This window comes from Sphingobacterium sp. 2149 (assembly GCF_031455655.1).
GTDB lineage: Bacteria > Bacteroidota > Bacteroidia > Sphingobacteriales > Sphingobacteriaceae > Sphingobacterium.
The window spans coordinates 287262-312255 of record NZ_JAVDTD010000005.1; the positions used below are offsets into that span (position 1 = coordinate 287262).

At 39.6% G+C, this 24994-nt stretch carries 17 protein-coding genes; 12 read left to right on the top strand and 5 right to left on the bottom strand.

All coding sequences use genetic code 11. The annotated features are described in order from the left end of the window. Positions 1-23: 23 nt before the first annotated feature. Entirely contained in the window at positions 24-1400 is a 1377-nt protein-coding gene (locus J2X77_RS09590) for an MATE family efflux transporter (RefSeq protein ID WP_209576702.1), read from the bottom strand. Positions 1401-1640: 240 nt separating this feature from the next. Between J2X77_RS09590 and J2X77_RS09595 the strand changes: the two genes are divergently transcribed. From J2X77_RS09595 to J2X77_RS09625, 7 genes are all read left to right on the top strand, one after another. Continuing rightward, positions 1641-2162 carry a twin-arginine translocase TatA/TatE family subunit gene (locus tag J2X77_RS09595; protein WP_209576704.1) on the top strand — a complete coding sequence of 174 codons (522 nt, stop codon included), beginning with the start codon at positions 1641-1643 and terminating at the stop codon, positions 2160-2162. Positions 2163-2247: 85 nt separating this feature from the next. After that, a complete protein-coding gene (locus tag J2X77_RS09600; RefSeq protein ID WP_209576706.1) occupies positions 2248-4485 on the top strand; it encodes a Tex family protein in 2238 nt (745 codons plus the stop codon). Between the two features lie 175 nt (positions 4486-4660). Continuing rightward, a complete protein-coding gene (locus tag J2X77_RS09605) occupies positions 4661-5374 on the top strand; it encodes a hypothetical protein (RefSeq protein WP_209576708.1) in 714 nt (237 codons plus the stop codon). A 5-nt stretch (positions 5375-5379) separates the two neighbouring features. Beyond that, the gene (locus J2X77_RS09610; RefSeq protein ID WP_209576710.1) at positions 5380-5655 is read left to right on the top strand and encodes a hypothetical protein; all 276 of its coding nucleotides are present in this window, start codon (positions 5380-5382) and stop codon (positions 5653-5655) included. A 533-nt stretch (positions 5656-6188) separates the two neighbouring features. Next, positions 6189-6533, top strand: coding sequence for a PadR family transcriptional regulator (locus J2X77_RS09615; RefSeq protein WP_209576712.1), 345 nt, complete (start codon positions 6189-6191; stop codon positions 6531-6533). 49 nt (positions 6534-6582) lie between these two features. Beyond that, positions 6583-7140 (top strand): hypothetical protein, encoded by a 558-nt coding sequence (locus J2X77_RS09620; protein WP_209576714.1) that lies wholly within the window; start codon positions 6583-6585, stop codon positions 7138-7140. Beyond that, entirely contained in the window at positions 7137-8456 is a 1320-nt protein-coding gene (locus J2X77_RS09625) for a serine hydrolase (protein ID WP_209576716.1), read from the top strand. Before J2X77_RS09620 ends, J2X77_RS09625 begins: the two co-directional genes overlap by 4 nt. A 761-nt stretch (positions 8457-9217) precedes the next feature. On the opposite strand, the gene J2X77_RS09630 is transcribed toward J2X77_RS09625, so the two are convergent. Continuing rightward, positions 9218-9829 carry a zinc-ribbon domain-containing protein gene (locus J2X77_RS09630; protein WP_209576718.1) on the bottom strand — a complete coding sequence of 204 codons (612 nt, stop codon included), beginning with the start codon at positions 9827-9829 and terminating at the stop codon, positions 9218-9220. Between the two features lie 427 nt (positions 9830-10256). On the opposite strand from J2X77_RS09630, the gene J2X77_RS09635 reads away from it, so the two are divergent. The 5 genes from J2X77_RS09635 (at position 10257) to J2X77_RS09655 (ending at position 19358) form a co-directional block, all read left to right on the top strand. After that, entirely contained in the window at positions 10257-13376 is a 3120-nt protein-coding gene (locus J2X77_RS09635; RefSeq protein ID WP_209576720.1) for a SusC/RagA family TonB-linked outer membrane protein, read from the top strand. A gap of 78 nt (positions 13377-13454) precedes the next feature. Then, a complete protein-coding gene (locus tag J2X77_RS09640) occupies positions 13455-14894 on the top strand; it encodes a SusD/RagB family nutrient-binding outer membrane lipoprotein (RefSeq protein WP_310080506.1) in 1440 nt (479 codons plus the stop codon). A gap of 103 nt (positions 14895-14997) precedes the next feature. Further along, a complete protein-coding gene (locus tag J2X77_RS09645; protein ID WP_209576724.1) occupies positions 14998-15423 on the top strand; it encodes a tetratricopeptide repeat protein in 426 nt (141 codons plus the stop codon). Positions 15424-15844: 421 nt separating this feature from the next. Next, complete coding sequence (locus J2X77_RS09650) at positions 15845-18175, top strand: TonB-dependent receptor (RefSeq protein WP_209576726.1); 2331 nt, start codon at positions 15845-15847, stop codon at positions 18173-18175. A 1-nt stretch (position 18176) separates the two neighbouring features. Continuing rightward, positions 18177-19358 carry a PepSY domain-containing protein gene (locus tag J2X77_RS09655; protein WP_209576728.1) on the top strand — a complete coding sequence of 394 codons (1182 nt, stop codon included), beginning with the start codon at positions 18177-18179 and terminating at the stop codon, positions 19356-19358. Between the two features lie 141 nt (positions 19359-19499). Here the strand turns inward: J2X77_RS09655 and J2X77_RS09660 are convergent, their stop codons facing one another. The 3 genes from J2X77_RS09660 to J2X77_RS09670 all read right to left on the bottom strand — a co-directional run bounded on the left by J2X77_RS09660 (position 19500) and on the right by J2X77_RS09670 (position 24979). Next, on the bottom strand, positions 19500-20225 hold the full coding sequence (locus J2X77_RS09660) for a LytTR family DNA-binding domain-containing protein (protein ID WP_209576731.1): 726 nt from the start codon (positions 20223-20225) through the stop codon (positions 19500-19502). A gap of 74 nt (positions 20226-20299) precedes the next feature. Further along, a complete protein-coding gene (locus J2X77_RS09665) occupies positions 20300-21619 on the bottom strand; it encodes a RagB/SusD family nutrient uptake outer membrane protein (RefSeq protein ID WP_209576732.1) in 1320 nt (439 codons plus the stop codon). Positions 21620-21640: 21 nt separating this feature from the next. Then, the gene (locus J2X77_RS09670; RefSeq protein WP_209576735.1) at positions 21641-24979 is read right to left on the bottom strand and encodes a SusC/RagA family TonB-linked outer membrane protein; all 3339 of its coding nucleotides are present in this window, start codon (positions 24977-24979) and stop codon (positions 21641-21643) included. Between the last annotated feature and the right edge of the window lie 15 nt (positions 24980-24994).

Here is a 24994-nt window from a genome sequence, read left to right on the forward strand (position 1 = left end):
TTTTTTGATGAGTATATACTTTTCTATTTCAACAAACTTTGTTCAAACTGCATTTTCTTCTTCTTTATTACCCGTTGAAATCGCAGATAGAGTAAAAGAGAAGAAGTCAATAAGCCTAATGTCAGCCCATACCATATTCCCTGGATGCCCCAGTTAAATACTATCCCCATTAGATAGCCGCTTGGCAAACCAATAATCCAATACGCAACAAATGTAATAATGGTGGGAATATTGACATCACCCATGCCCCGTAATACCCCAAGACCGACCACTTGTGTGCCATCAAACAATTGGAAAAGTCCCGCTATGATCAACAGTTGAGAAGCAATAATAACGACGGCATGATCTGATGTAAAAATATAAGGCAGAAAATTGTTCAGCAATGCAAACAAGGAAGCCGTAATCAACATAAAGATCAATACCAACTGGTATGAAGTAATCGCAAACCGTTCAAGACGGAAAAGATTTCTATTCCCATAGCTATTCCCCACCTTGATCGTGGCAGCAGCAGCAATCCCGCTTGCCATCATATACGTCATGGCGGCCAGTTGTATGGCTACCTGATGGGAAGCTTGCGCCGTAGCACTTATTGTACCGGCTAAGAGGGATGCCCCGGCAAAGGCCCCAATTTCAAAAACATATTGCATCGCTACTGGCGCTCCAATCCGCAATATTTTAAGCAGTCGATCCCAATCGATCAGGGTCACTTTAAAATATTGGATATACCCTTTGAATTTCTGCGATCGTAACACATAGGTCATCATGACAGTCATCATGAGCACACGGTCAATCAATGTACTATATCCAACCCCTTTGACTCCCATTGGACTGATGCCAAACATCCCTTTGACAAAGATGATTGCCAAAATAATATTCAGTACATTTCCCCAAATAGTTACATTCATGGCTTGCTTGGTAAATCCTAATCCCTCGGCAAATTGCTTGAATGTACTGAACACCATCAGTGGAAGCATCGATAAGCTAAGGATAAGCAAATAAGGCTTCGCTTCCTTTACCACCGCCGGATCTTGGTCGAGGTGATCGATAGCCAACATAGAACCAAAGTAAACTAAAGCAAACAGTAAAAGACCCGATAGAAGATTTAACCAAAAGCTATTAGATAACAAGATGGCACACTCTTTCTTATTATCACGACCATTCTCTTGCGCAATCAATGGCGTGATGCCATACGCGATACCCAATCCGATAACCATAACAACCATGAAAACAGCATGCACTAATGAAACTGCTGCCAGTGGAATAGTCCCTGCAAAATGTCCTACGATCACACTATCTGCGGTATGGACCAATGTATGTCCCAATTGTGATATCACGACTGGCCCCGCTAATACCATCGTACTTTTGTAATACGGCTTGAAAGTTTTAAATTTTCCCAACATAATCGATTTCTCAAAAAATAGCCACAAAAGTACGAAGATATTTCTGTCCTATCGTCATATTATAAAATATTTAGCAAAAATACAACAATTTAAAGGCGCTAGACACGTACCGCGTGTTAAGTAATTTTTATGTTTCAAATACCTTAAAAATATCTTAAATTTACTTTTGGGTCTAAGAACTATAGAAATATAAATGTAACTTAGCATCTAGTTAGTAATCAAAAGAAGAGGAAAAAGAGTATGTACAATCCAGTAATAGCATTTCTAAACATCGGCACGCAGGAGATGATCTTAATTGTGTTTGCAATCTTGTTACTTTTTGGAGGCAAGAAGCTTCCTGAATTGGCGAGGGGTTTAGGAAGAGGGATACGTGAATTTAAAGATGCGTCAGAAGGTATAAAACGTGAGATTTCAGATCAAATCAATAATTTCGAAAAAGACATAGACGTTAAGCCAGAAGTAAAAGAAGAAGCTGTTCCTAATGACGTACGCCTGGCGGAAGAAAAGGTCCAGACAGCGCACCAAGAAGAGGTTAAACCAAATGAAACTGCACAGGGATCTGAAATAGAACAGCCAAAGAAAAAATATGAGTTCACCACTCCCGCCGGTGTCGTCGAACACAATCCCCATAAGCAACCGGATTACGGAGAAGAACCATCTCATATCACTTACGGATATAATGATCATTTTGCTGAAACTAAAAACAACGAAGTAGAAGATAAAAAAGTTCCTGAGCAGGACAATACCCATAAACCTGCCTAATTTTACTATTTTAGTTTATAATTAGATATACTTAGAGCTGTTGAATCACCATTCAACGGCTCTACTTTTTAAGATTAAACCATCAATGAGCTTATCAACACACGAAATTATTATTGCTAACGAGCTTTCTATTAGCGAAAAACAAGTTCGCACGACTATTGCACTATTAGACGAAGGTGCCACCGTTCCCTTTATCTCGCGCTACCGTAAGGAAATGACCGGAAGTCTAGATGAAGTTCAAATCACCGCCATCAGAGATCGTTTCCAGCAATTGCGGGACTTAGATAAACGCAAGGAAGCTGTTCTGAAATCAATAAACGATCAAGGGAAATTGACCCCAGCACTTGAACAACAAATATTAGGTGCCGAAACCATGGCCAGCTTAGAAGATATTTATCTCCCTTACAAACCTAAGCGCAAAACGCGCGCAAGTGTGGCTCGTGAGAAAGGGTTGCAACCCTTAGCGGATCTTATTTTAGCACAAGAATCTGGCGATTTCCTTGCACTTGCCGAAAGTTTAGTGGATGCAGAAAATGGCGTAAAAAATACGGAGGACGCGTTGGCAGGTGCTCGCGATATTATCGCGGAAATCATTGCAGAAGACGCTACTGTAAGAGCTAAATCGAGAGCTATTTTTCTCGAAAAAGGCTCATTTGTTTCAAAAGTAGTTCCTGGAAAAGAAGAAGCTGCAATAAAATATAAAGATTATTACGACTGGTCTGAATCCTTAAAAGATGCTCCATCGCATCGTGTGCTGGCCATGCGTCGTGGTGAAAAAGAAGAATTGCTCTACTTGGACATTGCTGTCAATGAAGAGGAGATTCTACCGCGTATCGAATCTATCTTTGTGAAGAGTGGCAACGCTGCAGCTGCTCAGGTAAAACTTGCCCTGATAGACAGTTATAAACGTCTCCTCAAACCGTCCATGGAAACAGAAATACGTGTATTAACCCGTCAGAAAGCAGATGAGGAAGCCATCAAAGTTTTTGCAGATAACGTGCGTCAATTGCTTTTAGCCGCTCCATTGGGACAAAAGAGATTACTTGCAATCGACCCCGGGTTTCGCACCGGCTGTAAAACAGTCGTATTAGATGAACAAGGCCAGCTTAAAGAAAATACAGCTATCTTCCCACATACTGGTGCCAATGGAATGGCAGAAGCCCAAAAAACCATTAAGTATTTAGTATCGAAATATGATATCCAAGCCATCGCGATTGGAAATGGAACAGCTGGCCGCGAAACTGAAGAATTTGTACGGAAGCTTGGATTAAACAATGTGACTATTGTGATGGTCAATGAAAGCGGAGCTTCCATTTATTCTGCTTCCGAAACTGCCCGGGAAGAATTTCCAGATCAAGATGTTACGGTACGCGGCGCAGTATCCATTGGCAGACGATTGATGGACCCACTTGCTGAACTGGTTAAGATTGATCCAAAATCCATTGGTGTCGGACAATACCAGCACGATGTAGATCAAAACAAGCTACAAACCTCTCTCGACGACACGGTCATCAGCTGTGTAAATGCCGTAGGAGTTGAACTGAATACAGCATCCAAACAAATTTTATCTTATGTTTCTGGTCTAGGTCCATCCCTGGCACAACAGATCATTAAATATAGAAACGAGAATGGCCCTTTTGCTTCAAGACGTGAACTGAAAAAAGTACCTCGTCTTGGCGATAAAGCTTTTGAACAAGCAGCTGGCTTTCTTCGCATTCGGCATGCAGCAAATCCATTGGATTCGTCGGCAGTACACCCCGAGCGATATGCATTGGTTGAGCAAATGGCCAAAGATTTAGGAAAAAAAGTGGACGACTTATTGAAAGATGCGGATCTCAGAAAATCTATTCCCTTAAAAAACTACATCTCAGAGGAGGTAGGCCTACCGACATTAAACGATATTCTAAGTGAATTAGCGAAACCGGGACTAGATCCACGCGAAAAATTCGAAGCATTCTCATTCACTGAAGGTGTCAACAGCATTGGGGATCTAAAGGTCGGTATGAAACTTCCAGGAATCGTCACTAACATTACCAATTTTGGGGCTTTTGTTGATATCGGTGTCCACCAAGACGGTCTGGTACATTTAAGTCAATTATCCAATCGTTACGTATCAGATCCTCAAGAGATCGTGAAAGTACAGCAACATGTGATGGTTACAGTGACGGAAGTCGATGAAAAACGTAATCGCATTGCTTTATCTATGAAGACCGAAGAAAAGTCCACTCAGCCAAACAACAGGAGAAAGGATAACAAAATACAGGTCGAACCACAAACGGATATGGCAAGTAAGCTAGCTGCCTTAGCTAGTAGGTTCAAATAGATACGTTTAATTTCACCTAAAAGAGCTGATCTTTGCTGGACTACCTCCCATAAAGTATATACACTTTTGGAAGCGTTCCATTCATGGTCAGCTTTTTTGTTCCGTTAAATCTGATTTTAATGACTCTTAGCGACTCTTTATTTGTATCTTTAAAGAAAACAACAATAAGCCCGTTATGAAAAATTGCACGCTATTATTCTTCCTTTTTTTTGGGACCTGTTTTTCTAAAGCCCAAGCACAACAGCAACTTCATGACGGAGCCTATCTGTATCAGGATGGCATGAATAAGCATTTAATGCTCGTTAAAGACCATTACATCTCCTTTATAAGTTACGATGATGTGAGGAAACGTTTTCAACATACTTGGGGTGGCACAATTGATAAACAGCAGAATTTGATCAATATAGTTATCGAATATAACTCACAGGATTCGACTACTGTCGGTAAAACGATGCAATTGCCTTATCGGGCTGAAGTAGATTCTCTCCATCTAAAAACAGCCGATAATTACCATCTCTATATGAAGCAGAAAAAGATTCCGCAGGATCTTGATGCACTTTGGCGGATTAGTGGGCGTCAACAGGAGGGAAAAATGAATAATATTCCAAAAGCAGATCGCAAAACAATCAAAATATTAGTTGATGGATATTTTCAATGGGTAGCGATTAATCCTGCACAAAAAGGTTTCTATGGTACTGGCGGGGGATTGTATCAATATGCTCAAAATCGGTATACTGAAACACTACAATTCTTTTCGAGAGACAATAATCGAGTTGGGCAGGCGCTCGCCTTTGATGGTGAAATTGTGGCTGGAGCATGGCACCATAAAGGAAAAAGTTCGAAAGGAGACGCTATTTATGAAATCTGGAGCAAAGAAATAACAGAATAAAAAAAATGACAATAGAACAATTTCAATCTCTTGAAAGTCCGGTTCAGCACTGGACGGCAGTACAAAAATCACTTTGGTATGATCTAAAAGGACATTGGAAAACAGCCCACGATCTGATTGATCAATTAGGCGGAATTGACGCAGCACATGTTCATGCATACTTACACCGAAAAGAAGGCGATCAATGGAATGCAGAATATTGGTACCGCCGCGCAAAACAGGATGTTTACAAGGGTAGTCTGGAAGAAGAATGGAAAGAGCTCTTTAAACGATATGTATGATAATAGACAATTTTCCACGAGTCTGTTCACTTTTTAATACATTCCCCAACAACGTTGTGACAATGCTATTAAAAAAAATATATTTTTAACTCAATAGCACTCAAGCCCGCCCCATCCTAACAAAATATTACCAATTAAGAGAGCTTTGCAAGGAAAAATCGATAATTTTACGTAACAAACCTATCACAAAGAAAAATATTATAAGGCGAACAAACAGAATGGCACAGATATTGAATAACAGATACTATACTTGAGAAAGTATACTTTTCATAAATTTAGGTTAATAATTGGTTAGGTTAAACACTTGAAGTTCCCCACTTCAAGTGTTTTTTTTTGTAGAATTCGCTTGCATCAAATACTTTCTATTCCGCTTCTGGTGTGACTTCTATGTACAACTTTACTTCGTTTTCTAATAAGACTTCTAAGCTAAGCATACCTTCTATTTATAGCACGGCAAATCACTTATCGAGGTCTGTAATGAAACTTTAAAATAAATACATTGCATTACTATGTATTTTGTTATATTTACCTCCATGAACAAAGAATTTATTGACAAATGGATTTCACAGCTAAAAAAAGGAAGCCTTTCTTTTGTTATACTCGGTGTCCTCGCTTACGAGCAAGAATACTACGGTTACGATCTTATCCAAGAGGTCAAGAAGAAAACCACCATTGATATTGCTGAAGGAACATTATACCCTTTATTAATTCGTTTAAAAAACGAGGGGTTGGTCGAATCGAAGTGGGTTCCGCAGAAGACTGGGATTCCAAGAAAATATTACAAAATAACAAAGGAAGGCCAAAGTACCTTCTTAGAAATGAGAAGTTACTGGGCAGGCTTAAACCAACACTTAACCACCTTGACTCATGCATTATAACCAAATACATTTTACCAATAGATCCTCGGCTCAGCTTTATAAAAATTACATGTCAACAGCAACGGCTCTTGTCAAAAAATTAGCATTGGAGCAACGTCAGGATATATTATGCGAAATTAATAGTCACATATTTGAGGCTTTGCAACAGCAATTTCCCCAACAGTTAATCCAGGATACGACGCCTATGCAGCTCGAAGATATTTTGGAAAAGCTAGGTTTACCTGCGACCTTTATCTTAGAAATGATCTCCTCAGCCTCCTTAGGTCAGGCAGTAGCGCCTTCAACTGAACCGGTATCCCTCTTGAAGATGCCCATCATGCTTGCACGAGCGATAGTCAATTTGGTTTATTATACCACCTATACCCTGATGCTTATTGCTATATTTTTAGTAGTGGCCAAGTTTGTTGATCCACAGAGAGTAGGCTTTTTCTATGCGCCCAATAAGTTTTTCATATTCGGAAAACTTATTCTACAGCAAGAAGAGGCCATACGGTATGAACAATTGGGCAATTATTTTATTCCAGTTCTTCTATTTATCATCATTGGGCTGTACTATTCTTCAACGCTTATTTTAAAAATCAAAAAATCTATATACCATAAATTATGAAAAGAACCTCACTTTTGCTCTTGCTATTAGGCAGTCTAACCAGCCCAATTTTAAAAGCCCAACAATTTAGTCCTATCCGGATGGACAGTCTGATGTCAATATTAGAAAGTAACCAAGTCTGGATGGGCAGTATTGCGATAAGTAAAGGAGACGAATTGCTCTACCAAAGGGCCATTGGAAATGCAGACATCGCCCAGAAAAAGAAAGCGAGCCCAGATACCCGCTATGGTATAGGGTCGATTTCAAAAACTTTCACAGCAACCCTTGTTCTAAAAACAGTGGAACTTGGCAAGCTAAAACTGAACCAAACATTATCGACTTATTTTAAAGACATTCCAAATGCAGAAAAGATCACCATTCATCAATTGTTAAATCATAGTAGCGGTGTTCATAGCGTCACCAACGACAAAGATTACCTAACATGGAACACTCAACCTCAAACTGAACAGGAACTTGTTGAACGCATTATCAAGGGTGGTGCTGAATTTACCCCTGGAAGCAAACATGAATACAGTAATTCAAATTATATTTTACTGACATATATCCTAGAAAAAGTATGGAAAAAAGATTACGCTGCGCTCCTGAAAACATATATCTGTGGACCATTGAAATTGGAACAGACCACATTTGGGCGACCACAAAATAATAGCGGTGCTGTTAGTGAATCCTATCGATTTACGCAAGAATGGATCCTTGAACCACACACCCACAACTCTGTTCCCCTCGGTGCGGGGGCAGTTTGGTCAACGCCAACAGATCTAGACAAATTTTTCAATGGTTTATTCAGCCATAAAATAATCAATGCGGCGAGCCTCGACGCCATGAAAAAAATAGATCAAGGTTATGGACTTGGCTTATTCCAGTTGCCGTTCTATGAGCATATGGGTTTCGGACATACCGGCGGAATCGATGGCTATTCTTCTGTAGCTGGGCATTTCGATGATGGTAATTATAATGTCGCTATCATTAGTAATGCCAACAATTATAATAATAATGAAATCCTAAAGTTCAGTTTAGGTGAACTTTATAAAAAGTCCTTCCCACTACCGGATCTTACGGAAGTACAATTGACAGACGAAGAAATTACTAGTCTTGTTGGCGAATATAAAAGCGAACAGCCTCCAATCCAGATAAATATTACCCGAGAAGGAAACAAAGTGTTCGGACAGGTCATTGGTCAACCGTCGTTTCAGCTGAAAGCAAAGGATAAAAACACACTGATTCAACCGCAATTTGGTGTAAAAATAGTTTTCGAGCGCAACGAAAACAAAATGACACTCTACCAAAATGGACATACACTTGTTTTGAAGAAATAAGGAGAAATTGTTGCTAGTGCGCGTAGCTATACGACTTGATTAATGAATATAACCCCATTTGCTATCCATATCTTCCCTATTCATCAAATTGTACAATCTAAAAAGCAGGATTTTATTTAAATCTTGCTTTTTAAGTTTCATATTTCACGAATTGTCTAAACAGAAATTATTGTTATAGGTGGAATTCAAAATAACTATAGTGCATATTTAAAACAATTCCCAAATCAAATTGACCGGTTTCGATATCTTGAATCAGAATACGCAAAATTATTGGGCACAGTCAAGACAATAGAACATATTTTGGGAATTCACTTACACTGAAACAATATTTTATGCTGGGTTATATTCATAATTTAATATTATAAAAACAAAGAAGTAGCTCATTTAAGATGCAAACCGTGTCTACAAGATATATTCTTGGGGATTAAATCAATACCTTCTCTTTTGCAAAAGAGGTAATTTGAGCGCTGGTTTAAACCTTGTTGTATATCCTTTGGGTTTCCTTGATAACAGCTATGCTATAGCGTTGCTATCTATTTGGTCTTTCGTTGCTATCTGATTACTATAAGACCAAATAATAGGTAAAGAAACAGCAAACCGTAGGCAAAGAAACAACAACGAAATAGCAGAGAACCAGCAAAGGATAGGCAAAGAAACGGTAAAGAAATGGCAGAAAAACAGCAAAGGATGGGCAAAGAAATAGCAAACCAATACGCCAGTAGTACCAACGAAGGTAGCAATAAGAAACAAGAAAATGCTCGTTAAAATCTTTCAATATTTGATATCCTTCTTTTCATTTCTTCAAGTTCAGAACGTGACAATTTTCGCTGTTCAGCATAACTATCAGCATACTGCTCTTTCAATTTGCGCAGACCCTTTCGGCTATCCGCTTCATAATCGTTAACATCAAAAGTCACTGAATCTGTAGTTAAATTGGCTATACGATAGAGTGTACGCATCGTTTTACCATCCTTTGGATAGGAAACCTCATACACATCGCCTACCTTTGGATCTTTCAGGTATTTTTCTTTCTTTTTTGCACCTGAAATCCCAGCTATAACAATAGCAACTACTAAAAGTCCAATCAGCATTAAACCCGTAAAATAATCGATAGGTGTTTTACGGATAGTTCCTGAAGACAGGGATTGAAGTGTCTGTGGCTTAATTTCAGATTGGTAGCTCAACTTTTTGCAATGATTGCAAATCGTAATAATCTGCGAAGAATAGGGAAATATGGGTATCCAAAAAATATGAAAATACTTAATCTGTCTATAGGCAAAGAGAGACTGAGCCGTGCCACAATAATCACAGTCGCCTACTGCCGATTGCGATTTGTTAGTTAATACCTTGGTTCGTGTGCCAAAAATAATCATAGTATGATGCATTTTAATTCTGTATAATCGAAATACAAGAATGCTGCCCAATTCCGAGCAGAATATACAAGGATTTACAATTCGCAATCCGGCGTTTACGATTCGCACCTACCCATCAATATGCTAATAGGCGCCATATTGCAAAGTCCAGATGAAAGCTTTCCGCAAAAAAGCAGCTTCCGTTTTTCATCAATACTACATCAGCTCGTCTATATTTAATCATTCTGACTCAAAAATTACAAAAAAGCTGAAAATAAAGTATAGTTATCAGGTGGATTTTATATATTTGCATTAACATTTTTTAACACATGAAACAGCGTATACAGTATATCCTTGAAAAACGAATGTCCTAAGGGGATGTTTTACAAGTAAATTCAAATATCTCCGATAACCCATCTCAAACAATACACTCACTATTATAATTAGTATGGCAAAAAACAACATAAATTTTGTCGTAATGGCCGCGCTTTGTCTAAGTTCTGGCGCACTATACGCACAAAACACTATAAAAGGAAAAGTAGTTGATAATAACAACAATCCTATTCAAGGGGCTACTGTCACCGAAACGACCAGTAAAAAACAAGTACAGACAGATACAAATGGTCTATTTGAGTTACCTTCGTCTGGCAGCTCGCTAAATATCAATATACAATATATAGGCTTTGAAAGTAAAACGGTTCAAACTAATCCGACAGGCTTTACCACAGTTCAACTTGTGCCTTCAACTGCCCTGTTAGATGAAGTGGTCGTAACGGCTTTAAATATATCCAAGGAAAAAAAGACGTTAGGATATTCTATTCAGGAACTAAAGGGAAAAGATCTTTCCGAAGCTAAAGAAAGTAATCTCGTAAACTCCTTAGCCGGAAAAGTTGCTGGGGTTCAGGTAACAAATAGTCAAGGAAATATGGGTTCTTCGAGAATTATTATCCGTGGAGAAACTTCCATTGCCGGAAACAATCAACCTTTATTTGTGATTGATGGAACACCTGTTGATAATTCTCAGCTGGGAACGAGTGGTAACCGTGACTATGCAAATGCAATTTCAGATATCAACAGCGAAGACATCGAATCCATAAGCGTACTAAAAGGGCCCAATGCGGCTGCGTTGTATGGTTCAAGAGCCGCCGCTGGGGTGATTTTGATTACGACAAAAACTGGAAAAAAACGCAAAGGATTGGGGATAAATATTAATTCAAATAATACCAATGAACGGCTTGCCGTTCTACCCGATTATCAAAATGTATTTGGACAAGGTGCCAATGGAAAGTTCAGCTATGTTGATGGAAAGGGTGGCGGTATCAATGATGGTGTTGATGAAAGCTGGGGGCCAAAAATGGATGGCAGACTCATCTCACAATTTTATTCAAAGGGTGAAGCAGTACCTTTCTTGCCACATCCAGATAATGTACGCAGCTTTTTTGGAACAGGAAGAACATTAAACAATGGAATATCTATTGCCGATGCCACAGATAAAGTTGATTATCGTTTTTCGTATAACAATAGTAATCAAACAGGAATTATCCCAAATTCTTCGATTGAAAAAAACAACTTCAATATCAACACACGTTATAAAATCACGGAAGATCTGACACTTACAGCAAATGCAAATTATGTACGTACAAACTCAGGTAATTTACCAGGTGTAGGGGGCTTTCGCTCGAACGGCTATATGCTCCAATTTACCTGGTTTGGCAGACAGGTCGATGTTTCCCGTTTAAAAAATTATCGGGATGAAAACGGTAACCTTGTCAATTGGAACAATAGTTATTATAGCAATCCATACTTTATCGCAGAGGAAAATACGGTACAGCAACAACGCGACCGAATTTTTGGAAATGTTGGTTTAAATTACAAGATCAATGAGTTTTTGACAGCCAACTTCCGTACTGGTAACGATTATTATACTGACCGTAGAAAAATACGGATTGCTTATGGTACCAATGGTACACCCTACGGTTCCTATGAAGAAGATGCTTATACAGTAAATGAAAATAATACGGAGTTTACTTTAAACTACAATAGACCGCTTTCAACAGACTTTACGCTGGATATATTAGCTGGAGGTAATATACGTAGCCAATCGCGGCAACGCAATAACCAAAAAGCCCCGCGTTTAGCTGTACCTGATGTCTATACCCTAGCAAACTCAAGAGATGCCTTAATTTCAACAGGTGAATATAGCCCATTGAAGGCCTACAGTATTTTTTCATCGGCACAATTAGGGTACAAAAATTATGCATTTTTGAATCTAACAGCTCGAAACGACTGGTCTTCTACTTTGCCTGTTGACAATCTTTCGTATTTCTATCCGTCTGCAAACGCTAGCATAGTCCTGACAGATGCATTCGCTATTCAAAGCGATATATTGTCTTTCTGGAAATTACGGGGGGGCTGGTCCAAAGTAGGTAAAGATACAGACCCTTTTAGTTTAATTGATTCTTATCTATTTAGTGCACCATACGGAGACAACCCACAATTATCGGTCAATGACATTAAGAAAAACCCAGACCTAAAACCCGAAACAACCACCTCAACTGAACTAGGTACCGAACTGGCTTTCCTAAAAAATAGAGTGCGATTAGACTTAAGTTTATACGACATCAATAGTATCAACCAGATTTTAGCCGTTGATGTGAGTCCATCGACAGGTTATAAGAAGAAACTCATGAACGCCGGAAAGATCAACAATAAGGGGCTTGAAATTCAATTAGGGGTTACACCGGTGAAAAAACAGGATTTCCAATGGGATATCAATGTCAACTTCGCAACAAATAAAAGTAAAGTTGTAGAATTAGACAATGAAGGATTATTACAAAGTTATACGATCGGATCATCAGGAACCGTGCAAGTTTTGGCCGCAGTCGGAAAACCCTATGGGACTCTTTACGGAACTGGCTTCTTACGAAATGAAGCGGGTCGCCTTATCGTGAACGCAGACGGAACACCTGCCACTGATCCAGTGAATCACTATTTTGGCAAATTTACACCAGATTGGTTGGGCGGTATTACAAATCAATTCCGTTACAAAAACTTTGATTTAAGCTTTTTGATAGACATCAAGCATGGGGGCAAACTCTACTCAGGTACGAATGCGACTGGTAGAGGAACTGGGGTATTGGCCTCGACTCTCCCTGGAAGAGATGCTGAACATGGCGGACTGAGTTATACAGTTAACGGGACAACCTATGATGATGGTATTATCGTAGATGGCGTAAATGCAGACGGTTCAGAAAATACGAAAGTTGTATCGGCACAACAATATTATAAAACGCTATATAGAACCAATGAAGCAAATGTATTCGATGCTTCTTATGTTAAATTGCGCGAGGTAAAACTAGGTTACCAATTGCCAAATCATTGGATTTCCAAAATCGGCTTTCAGGGAGCTTCGTTCTCTTTAGTAGCTCGAAACCTATGGATTATCCATAAGAACGCACCCAATATTGATCCAGAGACAGCCTTTAATACAGGCAATGCACAAGGTTTGGAAAGTTTACAGTTACCGACCACAAGAAGCTTTGGCTTCAATTTAAATCTTAAGTTTTAAGCAACTGAAATCATCGCTGCCTAAGGCAGTTCGATTTCTCACTAGCGAACAATTGAAGAACAAATAATTATTTTGAGCATGAAAATATACAGCAAATATATAACAGGACTTATTCTCTTACTGGGCCTAACCACGTCCTGCAAAGATGAATTAGCAAAAGTCAATCAAAATCAGAATGAGGCAGAAAATCCTCAACCTGGCTACCTTCTCACAAGCGCGATTAAAACAACAGCCGACAGCTACTGGGGCGTAAGCAATAATCTTGCTTCTAGTTTGTTGTTTGTACAACATTGGGCTAGAATCCAATACACGGACCCCGACCGCTATATTTTCACAAACAATGATTTCACAGAAGGATGGTCAACCTGGTACTCAAAGAGCATCAGCCAATTAAAGATCACGCAAAAATTAGCAGCAAATAGCGGCAACGACAACTACAAGGGCGTAGCACTTATCTTGCAGTCATGGGTATTTTCATTACTGACAGATGCCTATGGAGATATTCCTTATACTGAAACAGGAGACATTGATGCTTATTTGACCCCTCGTTACGATACACAGGAGAATGTATATAAAGGCCTATTGAACGATCTCAAAAACGCACAAAGTTTATTAAAAGTTGATGGTGAGGCTATCCAGGGTGATATTATTTATGAGAATAAAATCATTAAATGGAAACGTTTTGCGAATTCACTAAGATTGCGCTTTGCATTACGTATTGCTGACCGCCTACCGGATCTAGCCAAAACTACATTGAAGGAAATCGCAGCAGAAGGAAGTGTTTACATTAGCTCCAATGAGGATATCGCTCAGCTGATCTACCGCGATGCTCCTTATCGCAATCCCGTCAGTGCATCTTTTGAAGCAAGAGAGGATTATCGCGTGAGTAAAACAATGGTAGATAAGCTTTTCGAGTTAAACGATCCACGTTTACCTATTTATGCGGATGCAACGGACAAACCGACTAAGGAGCAATATGTTGGTCTTCCAAATGGACTCACTTCAAGTGAGGCTAGCAGTATTGGTTTTGATCTTACATCCCGACCAGGAAAATATTACCGTGAGCCAAAAGCTCCTGCAGTCATCTTAAGTTATTCGGAGGTTCTTTTTGATCTTTCCGAGGCCGTAAGCAGAGGATTTATTACGGGTGATGCAGCAGATCTCTACCAAAAGGCCATTCGTGCATCTTTTGAACAATATAAAGTCAGTAATAATTTAATCGATGCCTACCTTCGTCAATCATCAGTAATTTTCGACCCCAATAACTATAAAAAGTCAATTGGGGAACAAAAATGGATTGCGTTATATGGGCAAGGTTTGGAAGCATTTGCCGAATGGCGTAGATTGGATTATCCTAAGTTAACACCTGCAAAACAAGGTGCTTTGGGCGGAAAAATCCCATTGCGCTTTCTATATCCCGGAACAGAACAATCTCTCAATGGAGCTAATTACCGAGAAGCCATAGCACGCCAGGGTAGCAATACGTTGTTAACTAAACTGTGGTTTGATGTAGAATAAATAGATATCAACAGAACTAAAAGCGGAGAAAGCACAAATTTTTTCCGCTTTTTTTTTGAATAGATTTCTTACCTTAGTATAGGACTTTAACGATTTAAATGCCATGGATGATCAAACATTAGACAGAATAGACCAACTCAGCGAAGAAGGAAACATTCAATGTGACGAAGGCAACTATCAAGAAGCGATCCGCTTGTGGACCGAAGCACTTGATTTGGTCCCAAGTCCGCAAAATGTTCACGCAGAAAGCCTCTGGCTCGAAGCCTCTATAGGAGATGCTTTTTTCTTACTCGACGACTTTACCAATGCGCTCTCCCATTTTGAAAAAGCAAAACAAAATATCATCGAAAATGCTTACGAAAATCCGTTTATTATGTTGCGGTTAGGACAATGCTACCTACACGACAATAATAGTGAGCTGGCTCAGGAATATCTTCTCCGGGCTTATATGATGGAAGGAAAAGATATTTTCGAGGATGAATCCCCCAAGTACCTTACATTTTTAAGTAATAATATCGATTTAGATTGATAATTATCAATCTAAATCGATGGCTTCTTCACCTTTCATCGGCACACCAGATGCCATAACTGCGGCGTCGACAGCAAATACAGCTTAGTATTTTTGGCCTTTCTGCTTTGTTTCACTTTATCGTTAATAATCGCGTTCTCGAGAAATCCTGCTTCAATGGCTCCCGATGCCAATTTCGTTGCCTTTAGAATAAGTAAAATTCTCACACATCGCCTGATCAAAGTAAATCTAGCGAACAGGTTATTTTTCCAAAAAATAATGATCTAATTTGATATCAAACAGCAGTGCATTGGCTACTAAATCAGCCTTAAAATCCAACAATAACTACTGAAAAAATCAAAAAAGAGCACATTGATGTTGTCACAATTATAAAATAAACTATATTTGCACATTAATTTATATTTGATCTAAATAAATTACCATGAAGAATAGAACACGCTATATGATGTTCAGTTGTGGAATCTTTTTGCTTTTAAGTGCTAAGCTAAATGCACAAGAAATATCCCTTGTTGTAAAAGACCGAGAAAATAAACCATTAAGGCAAGCGAATATCAAAGTTGATGGAAAGAGCGTAGGATATTCCAATCAATTTGGGCAATTCAATTTTGCAAAAAAAAGTTTAAGCAATACTATTCGATTAAGGGTATCCTATACAGGCTTCTCTCCGGTTGAAAAAATGGTGAATTTAGATACCGTTCAACAACCCTTAATCATTCAGCTTAATTCTACCCAAGTTTTAGATGAGATCATTGTAACAGCAGGACGTAAAGCGGAAAGCATCTCCACTGTACCTTCTTCAGTTTCTATCTTAACGACAAAGGAGATTGAAGCCCAAAGCCAAATCAGCACTAATCTTTCCACTATTTTGGGTAACACCATTCCTGGCCTTGGAACTGCGACAAACAAAGCAACCAACTCCGGCCAGACCCTCCGTGGACGATCTATATTAGTTTTGATTGATGGAATTCCACAATCCACCCCCTTGATGAATGGACAACGTGATCTCCGCACCATTGACGCAAGCGTCATTGAGCGAGTTGAAGTCATCAAAGGTGCTACTTCCATCTATGGAAATGGATCCGCAGGAGGCATTATCAATTACATTACGCGCACTCCGTCAAAAGATGCTGCTCCGATTCAGGGAATGACTAGTTTGCGAACAACATTTAATCCCGTAAACAGCGCGGGTACCATGGGATATCGCATAGGCCAAACATTATATGGCCAAAAAAACAAATGGAATTATACTGTAAGCGGTTCGGCCGATTACGTCGGACTGCAACGCGACGGCGACGGTGTCCCCCTTGGTCAGACTGACGGTCTTTCGAACACCTATCAATACAACGCATTCTTAAAGGCTGGTTACCGCATCGATAGTAGTTCTAATATAACGGCAGTGTACAACTTCTACAGAAGCAATCAACACAACAGATACATCAGCCAGGCAGGTATATATGGACAGACTCCTACGATAGGAGTAAAAGGCGAAGATCCAGGTAAACCTGCTGGAACTCCCTACAACCACAATGCCATGCTGACCTATAACAAAAACAATCTCTTTGCCTCCACATCTTTAACGGCATCAGCGTACTACAATACGTTTCGCTCAATGAATCGTTATGTCGAGAAAGCTTCTGCATGGTACGGTCCGGGACAAACACAAATCAATTCGGAGAAAAAAGGATTACGCGTTAATCTCAACACGCCATTTCAGCTATTGGGATCCAATGCGGACATTACCTATGGTATAGACTTATTAAATGATGTGACAGATCAGAATCTGACTGATGGAAGGGTTTATATCCCCTATATGAATATGTTAAACATTGCTCCATACGCCCAAGTTAAGATTGATTTCCTAGAAAATTTAATCTTTAAAGGCGGTGTACGCTATGAAAATGCAACCGTAAAAATCAAGGACTTCAATACCATTGCTACAGGACCCAATAACGAGGGAAGTATTGCTGTAAAGGGTGGAAAGATCCCTTACAAAGGAGCAACCTTCAATGCAGGCTTACGTTATAACAAATATGCAATTTTTAACCCCTTCATTAGTTTCTCACAGGGTTTCGCGATTAATGAACTGGGTCGTATCGTCCGCAGAGCAACAGATAATGACCTAGACAGCCTAAAAACTGATCCGATCATTACCAACAATTATGAAATAGGATTTTCAAGTAATTATAGTATTTTCCAACTATCCGCTGCCTACTACTACAGTACATCTAAAATGGGAGTCGAACTCGTTGATATCGGTGGTTACCTGATGCCCCAACGTCTGCCAGAGGATGTATATGGATATGAAGTTGCATTAAGCGCTAACATTTCACAGCAATTGACTATTGGTGGAACTTATGCCTATGTAGAAGGGAAATCCAAAAAGGACGACGGAACAAAGTCCTACCTCAATGGCTCACGTATTTCTCCCAAAAAAGCAACGGGATATATTTACTACACACCAATCCGACCCCTTACCTTTCAGCTTTTTTGGGTACATACAGGGTCACGGGACAGATTCCTTCCCAACGAAAAAGGAATATACAAAAACAGCGAGGGACCGGTCAAACCTGTTGATGTATTTAATTTAAATAGTAACTACCATATCAATAAACAATGGTCTATTGGTATGGGAATAGAGAACTTATTCAATAAAAATTATTATCCTGTCGTTAGTCAATACCGTGCCCTAAATGAAGAGTATGTAAAAGGACAAGGGATGTTGGCCTCGTTTAACATCAACTATAAATTTTGATATGTTTAAAACTGTCACCCTTTGGTTGCATAAATGGCTCGGAATCATTACCGGTGTTGTAGTCACCATCCTAAGCCTGACAGGCTGTATATACACCTTTCAGGATGAGCTCAAACTAGTGGCTTATCCTGAAAAATATTTTATCTCCGGCACCACTGGCCATCCAACCATTCCACTTCCTTTAAGCACGCTTCTTCACTATGCACAGAAAAGCCTTCCAAAGGATGAGAAAATTACGCGAGTTGACCTTTATCCAACCAAGAACCGCACTTGGGTGTTTCGTGCTGTAAAAACTGACGAAAAAGCATTTGGTCACTGGAATTATTACAAATACTATAAACGCGTATTCGTCAACCCATACAGTGGGCAAGTACAACACGTTGAAAATTCAAAAACAGAATTCTTTCAGCTGACACTTCAGCTTCACCTTAACCTACTTTTGGGCAAGCGATTTGGCCATCCAATCGTCGCCTGGTCAACTGCCATCTTTATTCTTATCCTACTTAGTGGCATCGTTCTTTGGTGGCCAAAAAAATGGAAAGGCAAGAATCTCAAGCGAAGTTTTTCGCTTGATACCAAAGTTAAATGGAAACGACTCAACCACGATCTGCACAATGTCATCGGTTTTTATAGCCTATTCATAGGATTGATTTTTGCCATAACTGGACTCGCCTTTGCTTTCCCCGGCTTTAAAAAATCATACATCGCAACATTCAATGTATTGCAGTCGACAACAGCATCTTCTGGGCGCATTTCACCTGTGCCATTACCTACGGCAGAAAATCAGTTTCAGGACAATGCATTGCGGTATGCACTGACAAATTATCCCACCGCTGAAATGATGTCTATACGATTGAAAAAAGATACGCAAACAGGAATGGATATTCAGGTACGCCATGATGAAAAACGAAGCGGGGTGTTTGATTGGCTCTATTTTGACAGAAGAGGCAATAATCTATACGAAATCAAGTCTAGCGAACAACTACACTACGGTGATAAGTTGGGCGCCCTTAATTATGATATCCACACAGGTAGCATAGGTAACATCTCAACAAAAATCATTGCATGCCTAGCTAGTCTCTGCTGTGCGTCCTTGCCCATTACCGGATATATCATCTGGATGAACAAAAGCAAAAAGAAGAAAAAGAAACGTTATCAACACAATGTTAATAAGTACTGTTAATAAATGTATTTTTCTTATAAACAGGTTTTCAACAACGTTATTAACATTATGTGGAAAAGTTAACCCAACATAGTTATCGGAATCAACAGCTCGTTTCGAATGAATATATCGGGTAGTAAGCTAAATTGATCCAAATCACTATTATTGGTCAAGCCATCTTTGAAAATTTGGAGAGCGTTCTTCACTGACAATGACAACAATGCTTTCAGGGGTTGGTGGTATTAATGCTAACTTGATCCGATTCCTGCTAATTTTTAACATGGACTGAATCGCATCGATCCGAACGAGAAATTTTCGATTGATCTGGAAAAAAACCATTGGGTCCACCTGGGTGACCAAATGGGTGATGGTATCTTCAATAATATATGCGATTCCCGATCCCTTTTCCACGGCGTATAGCTCTTTGTCCTCCGCCATAAAATAAGCAATATCAGCAATAGCCAAGGACTTTAAAAAATTTCCGTACTTCACTAGAAACCGCTGTTTGAGTTGAGGTTCGATTTTGGGTAGTAATGGCTCAATACGATTCATTACCTGTTTCAGCTCATCAACGTCAAAAGGTTTTAACAAATAGGCATAACCTTTATTTTGATAAGCCTCCAAGGCATATTGTTCGTAAGCGGTCGTAAAAATAAGAGGAACATCAACAGCCACCTGCTTGAAAATCTCAAAGCTCAGTCCATCCATGAGGTGAATATCCATAAAAATCAGATCAAAATGCTGCTTATTGATCGCTACCACAGCCTCCTGAATCTCTTTTGCGTTGGAAAAGGTAAATATAGTTTCGCCGTATAGCGAGTTCAGCATTTCCTTTAAACCAACGAAAGCCCAATCTTCATCTTCGACAATCAGTATTTTCCATCCCATGGGTTGAATGTAATAAAAAATCCATTTCCTTAAAAAGAAAATGGATTAATATATATAGGATTTAAAAAAATCAATTATTTCAACAGATCGGGATTATTGTTGATGGCTTCCTGTGGATAACGAATGACATAACGAGGATCATTCTGCTGTAAGGTTACCGTTCTGCCGAAGCTACTATGGGTGATCGTCGGTCTGGTCGTCCGTTTTAGATCATACCAACGTAATCCTTCAAGTGCCAGTTCGCGCTTGCGCTCCAACATGACCGCATCTAGCAATTGCTCCTTTGATAAACTAGCGTCAGCTTTAGATTCTGTGGCATATGCATCTGCGCTGAATCTGTTTTTCTTTAATGCCGAAAGATACTTCAATGCTTCTGCGGTATTTCCCATACGAACGTAACATTCGGCCATAGTCAAATAAAGATCAGCATTTCTAAAACTCACATTAAAACGATTTTCACCACCTTTAAGAGATACATAATCACCACCACTTTTTTGGAAGTAACGGCCTTTTCTCAAATCACCATCTGAGTATGCCGATAACAAAGAAGGCGAGATAAACGAACTTGAGCGAACTTCAGAAACAGACACCTTTTCCAGAGCCATAATCATCTCTGCTGATTCAAAATCGTTCGGAAGTTGACTTCCAGCAACATTCAGATCAACCAGTTTGTCATTTATAGCCAAAGCTTTTTTAGCAGCATCAATCGCTTCCTGCCACTCTCCGCGATACAAATGAACACGTGAGGCCATCGCATACGCAGCGCGTTTACTAAAGCGATAATTAGCGCCTTTTGCCTGATCATCGACAGTCAGTAAAGCTGTTCCTTTTTCCATGTCCGTCAGGATCTGCGCATAAGACTCACCAATGGTCGCGGGAACAAAACGTTGTTCCAGGTCAATCTTTGTCGACAAAGGAACACCCCGAAGCCCTGCATTACTCGCTGAATAGACCTCACTGTAAAGATTTAACAACTCAAAATGAGCATAGGCACGCATCAGGTAGGCTTCGCCTTTAATCTGATCTACCGTGGCATTATTTCCTAACTTTTCATCAATCGTACTGATGACCTGGTTGGTATAAAAAATACTTTTATAAAACGCCAAATAAGGATAAGCAATCGTAGCAGGATCAGGATTTTGGTCGTTCCAAAGATAGATATCTTTGGTTCTAGCGGCATCGGTTGAACTTTCATCCAACAATAGTTCATCCGTACGCAAGGAAAGGTAAGATTTATGTGCTGGAAAACCACCATAGCTACTTGTCATTAACCCCCTAAAATCACTTTCTGTGGCAGGAATTACTGTTCCAACCGGTTGTATATCTAAATATTTATTGCAGGATGTCAATGCACTTGCTGTCATGATCATTCCAAAATAAATTATCTTTTTCATGTTATAAATCAATTAAGAGAATTAAAAACTTGCAGAAAGACCAAAAGCAAAAGATTTACTGATTGGTTGCGCATAATAGTTGCCGTAGGTCTCTGGATCAAAATACCCATCGTAATTTGCGCCGAAAACAAAGAGATTACGCCCTTCTACATTCACACGCAAATTGCTCGCACCAATTTTTTTACTTACTGCAGCCGGTAAAGTATACCCTAATCGAATACTATTGATGCGGACATAGCTCATCTTTTTTGCCCAGATATCATACTGCTTGAATGAGTTGATCGGATCGTTGCTTTCCATCCAACCAAAGGCCATCCAACGATCATTGAATTCGGAACTTATGCTTCCCAAAGCAGGCATATTACCACCTTCTTGCAATGCCTTAAAAAGATCTGTTGTATAATTCTGCCCACGGTCTACCAGAGCCGGATTATAAGTCGGGGTACGGCTTACCCAACGCTCCAAATTAAACACTGCAGAAATCGCAAGGTCAAAGTTACCATAACGGAAACGGTTAGTCATTCCACCGATAAACTTCGGATCTTTACTACCCTTGTACTTAAATTTTGAACGGTATTCTGCAGCAGTCATATCGGTTTGCGAAGTATAGCCCGGTAAGAATTCTGCCCATGGATCGTATAAACCATAAAACTCTTCAAAACTTGAAACGGACCCATCCTGATTTCTAAATTGCATTACGCCATCTTTATCCAAACCTGCAGTTTCCAATACATATAAACCATTTATGGGACGTCCCTCCTGTGCCTCCGGCGCATACGCTTTCGGATCATTCATGACCTTTAATAATTTATTGTCATTATGTGCGATATTGAAATCCGTTGACCAAGAAAACTTATCTTTCTGAATCTGACGGCTTGAAATCGTCAACTCAATACCTTGATTTCGTGCTGACGCCCAGTTAACCTGAACATTCTGAAAACCATTTTCCAAAGGTAAGGCGCTGAAACCAATCAGGTCAGTACTTTTTCTGTTGTAATAGTCAACAGTAATATTCAATCTATTCTTCCATAAGCCCAAATCAATCCCAGCATTATAGGATTGTGTCCGTTCCCAACGAAGTTTATCATTGGCAGGCATCTCAACCGTAACTGTTCCTTCATTATAACCTGGAATTATAGTCGAATTTCCATAATCTCCAACAATAAAAGGATAAGTATTACGATCCACATTGCCCTGTATACCGTAAGAAGCACGTACACGAAGATCAGACAATGCTGTTTTTCCTTTGATAAAATCTTCCTCTAGGACATTCCATGATCCCGATAGTGACCAAATTGGTAGAAACCGATATTTTGGATCCACACCGAACATATTTGAACCATCATAACGAATGCTACCATTGACGTTGTATTTACGATCAAACGTATAGGTCGCATTTCCATAAAAAGAGGCATATGAGTTCTCGATATATCCCTTACTATACTGAAGGAATTTGGCGTTTGTTTGATCATTACTATTTGGAAAAACAATACTTTGTGTAGTTAAAGTCGCTGGATTGTAGCCAAAGCCTTTGGTTGATACTGCTTTATTCGTACTACGGCGCAGCTCTGTTCCTCCCATCAATTCCAGCTCATGGCGATCGTTCCAGCTTTTGTTGTACTTTAAGTAAGTTTTCCAGTTATATTGAAAAATACTATTATAGTCATTTTCGATCTTACCTCCAGTAGGCAAGAAATACTTATAAGTTTTACTAGCAGCATCGTAATACCGTGTAGCAGCACGTAACTTGCGCGTATTATAACTTTCTTGATCGGCAAATTTCTCTGTACTATTTTCATCAAACTGTAAACCAAATTCACTACGTAAAGATAACTGTGGAATAATCGTATATTCAAGATAACCAATCGCTTTCAGCGCTTTATTTGTGAATGTATATTTTGTATTCTCACGTTCCTCCACGGCATTAAAAGGAATATAGGTATCTTTTTCGTAGCCTTCAATATCCGGATCATAGTTGAATTTACCGGATTGATCACGTACAGTTAAGTATGGATTAACCAAACGCATATAATTACTAGGATTAGTAAAGGCATCGTCATCCTGGATTGGGTTCTGTCTATTTGAAACGGATCCTAATACATTAATACCCGCCTTAAATCGATCGTTGATTGTAAAGTCGTTGTTTAAGGTAAGCGAATAACGACGAAGATCAGCTCCTTTAGTTGCTCCCTTTTCATCATAAAAACCACTGGACAAATAATAGCGATGTCCGTCATTACCACCCGAAATAGATGCAGAATACTGCTGATTCAGCGCCTGACGGTACAATTCTTTTCCCCAGTCCGTTTGTTGTGCACGCAATTGATTGATCGACTGCTGTACTTCCGGTGATAAGGCTGCCAAACCACCCGAACGGTAAGCATCCAATGCATTTGCTTTAGTTAGTATCCGCATAACAGCGCCCTTATCGGTACGATAATTTAAATCGGTGCGGTCGGCCATCAATAACTCAAAATCTACCTTCTCGTTAGCATCCATCAGATTGAGCTTACCGAAATCCGGACGTTGCGTCACAAAGGTATTGGCCGACACTTGCAGTTTTGCAGGTCCAGATTTACCTCTTTTTGTGGTAATCACAATGACTCCATTTGCCGCCCTCGCGCCATAGATGGAAGTTGCCGCTGCATCTTTTAATACCGTGATATCGGCGATATCATCAGGATTGATACCTGCAATCGGAAGATTACTCAAGCTATTCAAATTGTCTTTATCAATTCTTTTTGGCAATTCAGCTCCTTCAATCGGCATGCCATCGATAACCCATAATGGGTCTTGTGTACCATTGAGTGATACCGTACCACGGATACGGATCTGTGGGGCACTGTTTGGTCCACCATTAAAATTACTCAGCTGCAAACCTGCGACCTGACCAGCCAACATTTCGTCGATCGATGCAACTCCCGTCTGTTTGATATCAGCGACGTTAATTTTATTGTAGGCCGTCGTATTTTTACGTTTTTTGATATCGGTATAACCCGTTACAATCACCTCATCCAAAGATTCGCCGCTAGGCTGCAACAAAATGGTTTTATGATCCTGAAATACCGGTACCTGAATTCGCTGGTATCCGACATAGCTAATCGTAACATATTTTAAATTATTAGGCACTTTCAGTCGAAATTCACCTGCCGCATCGGTCAACGACCCCAATGCCGACTGCTGTACCTGATTGGGTACACCGATATCCTCTGCTACTGCCGAACTTTCAACGACAACCGTCGCCCCCACGACCGGTTTCAACGTGACCGCATCCAGTACCTTTCCTTTCAGTTCCCTGGATTCCTGCGCATGCGCAACGTGCACACACATGAAGGTCAACGGTATTAAAAACTTATTCATTTTGGTAGATGTTAA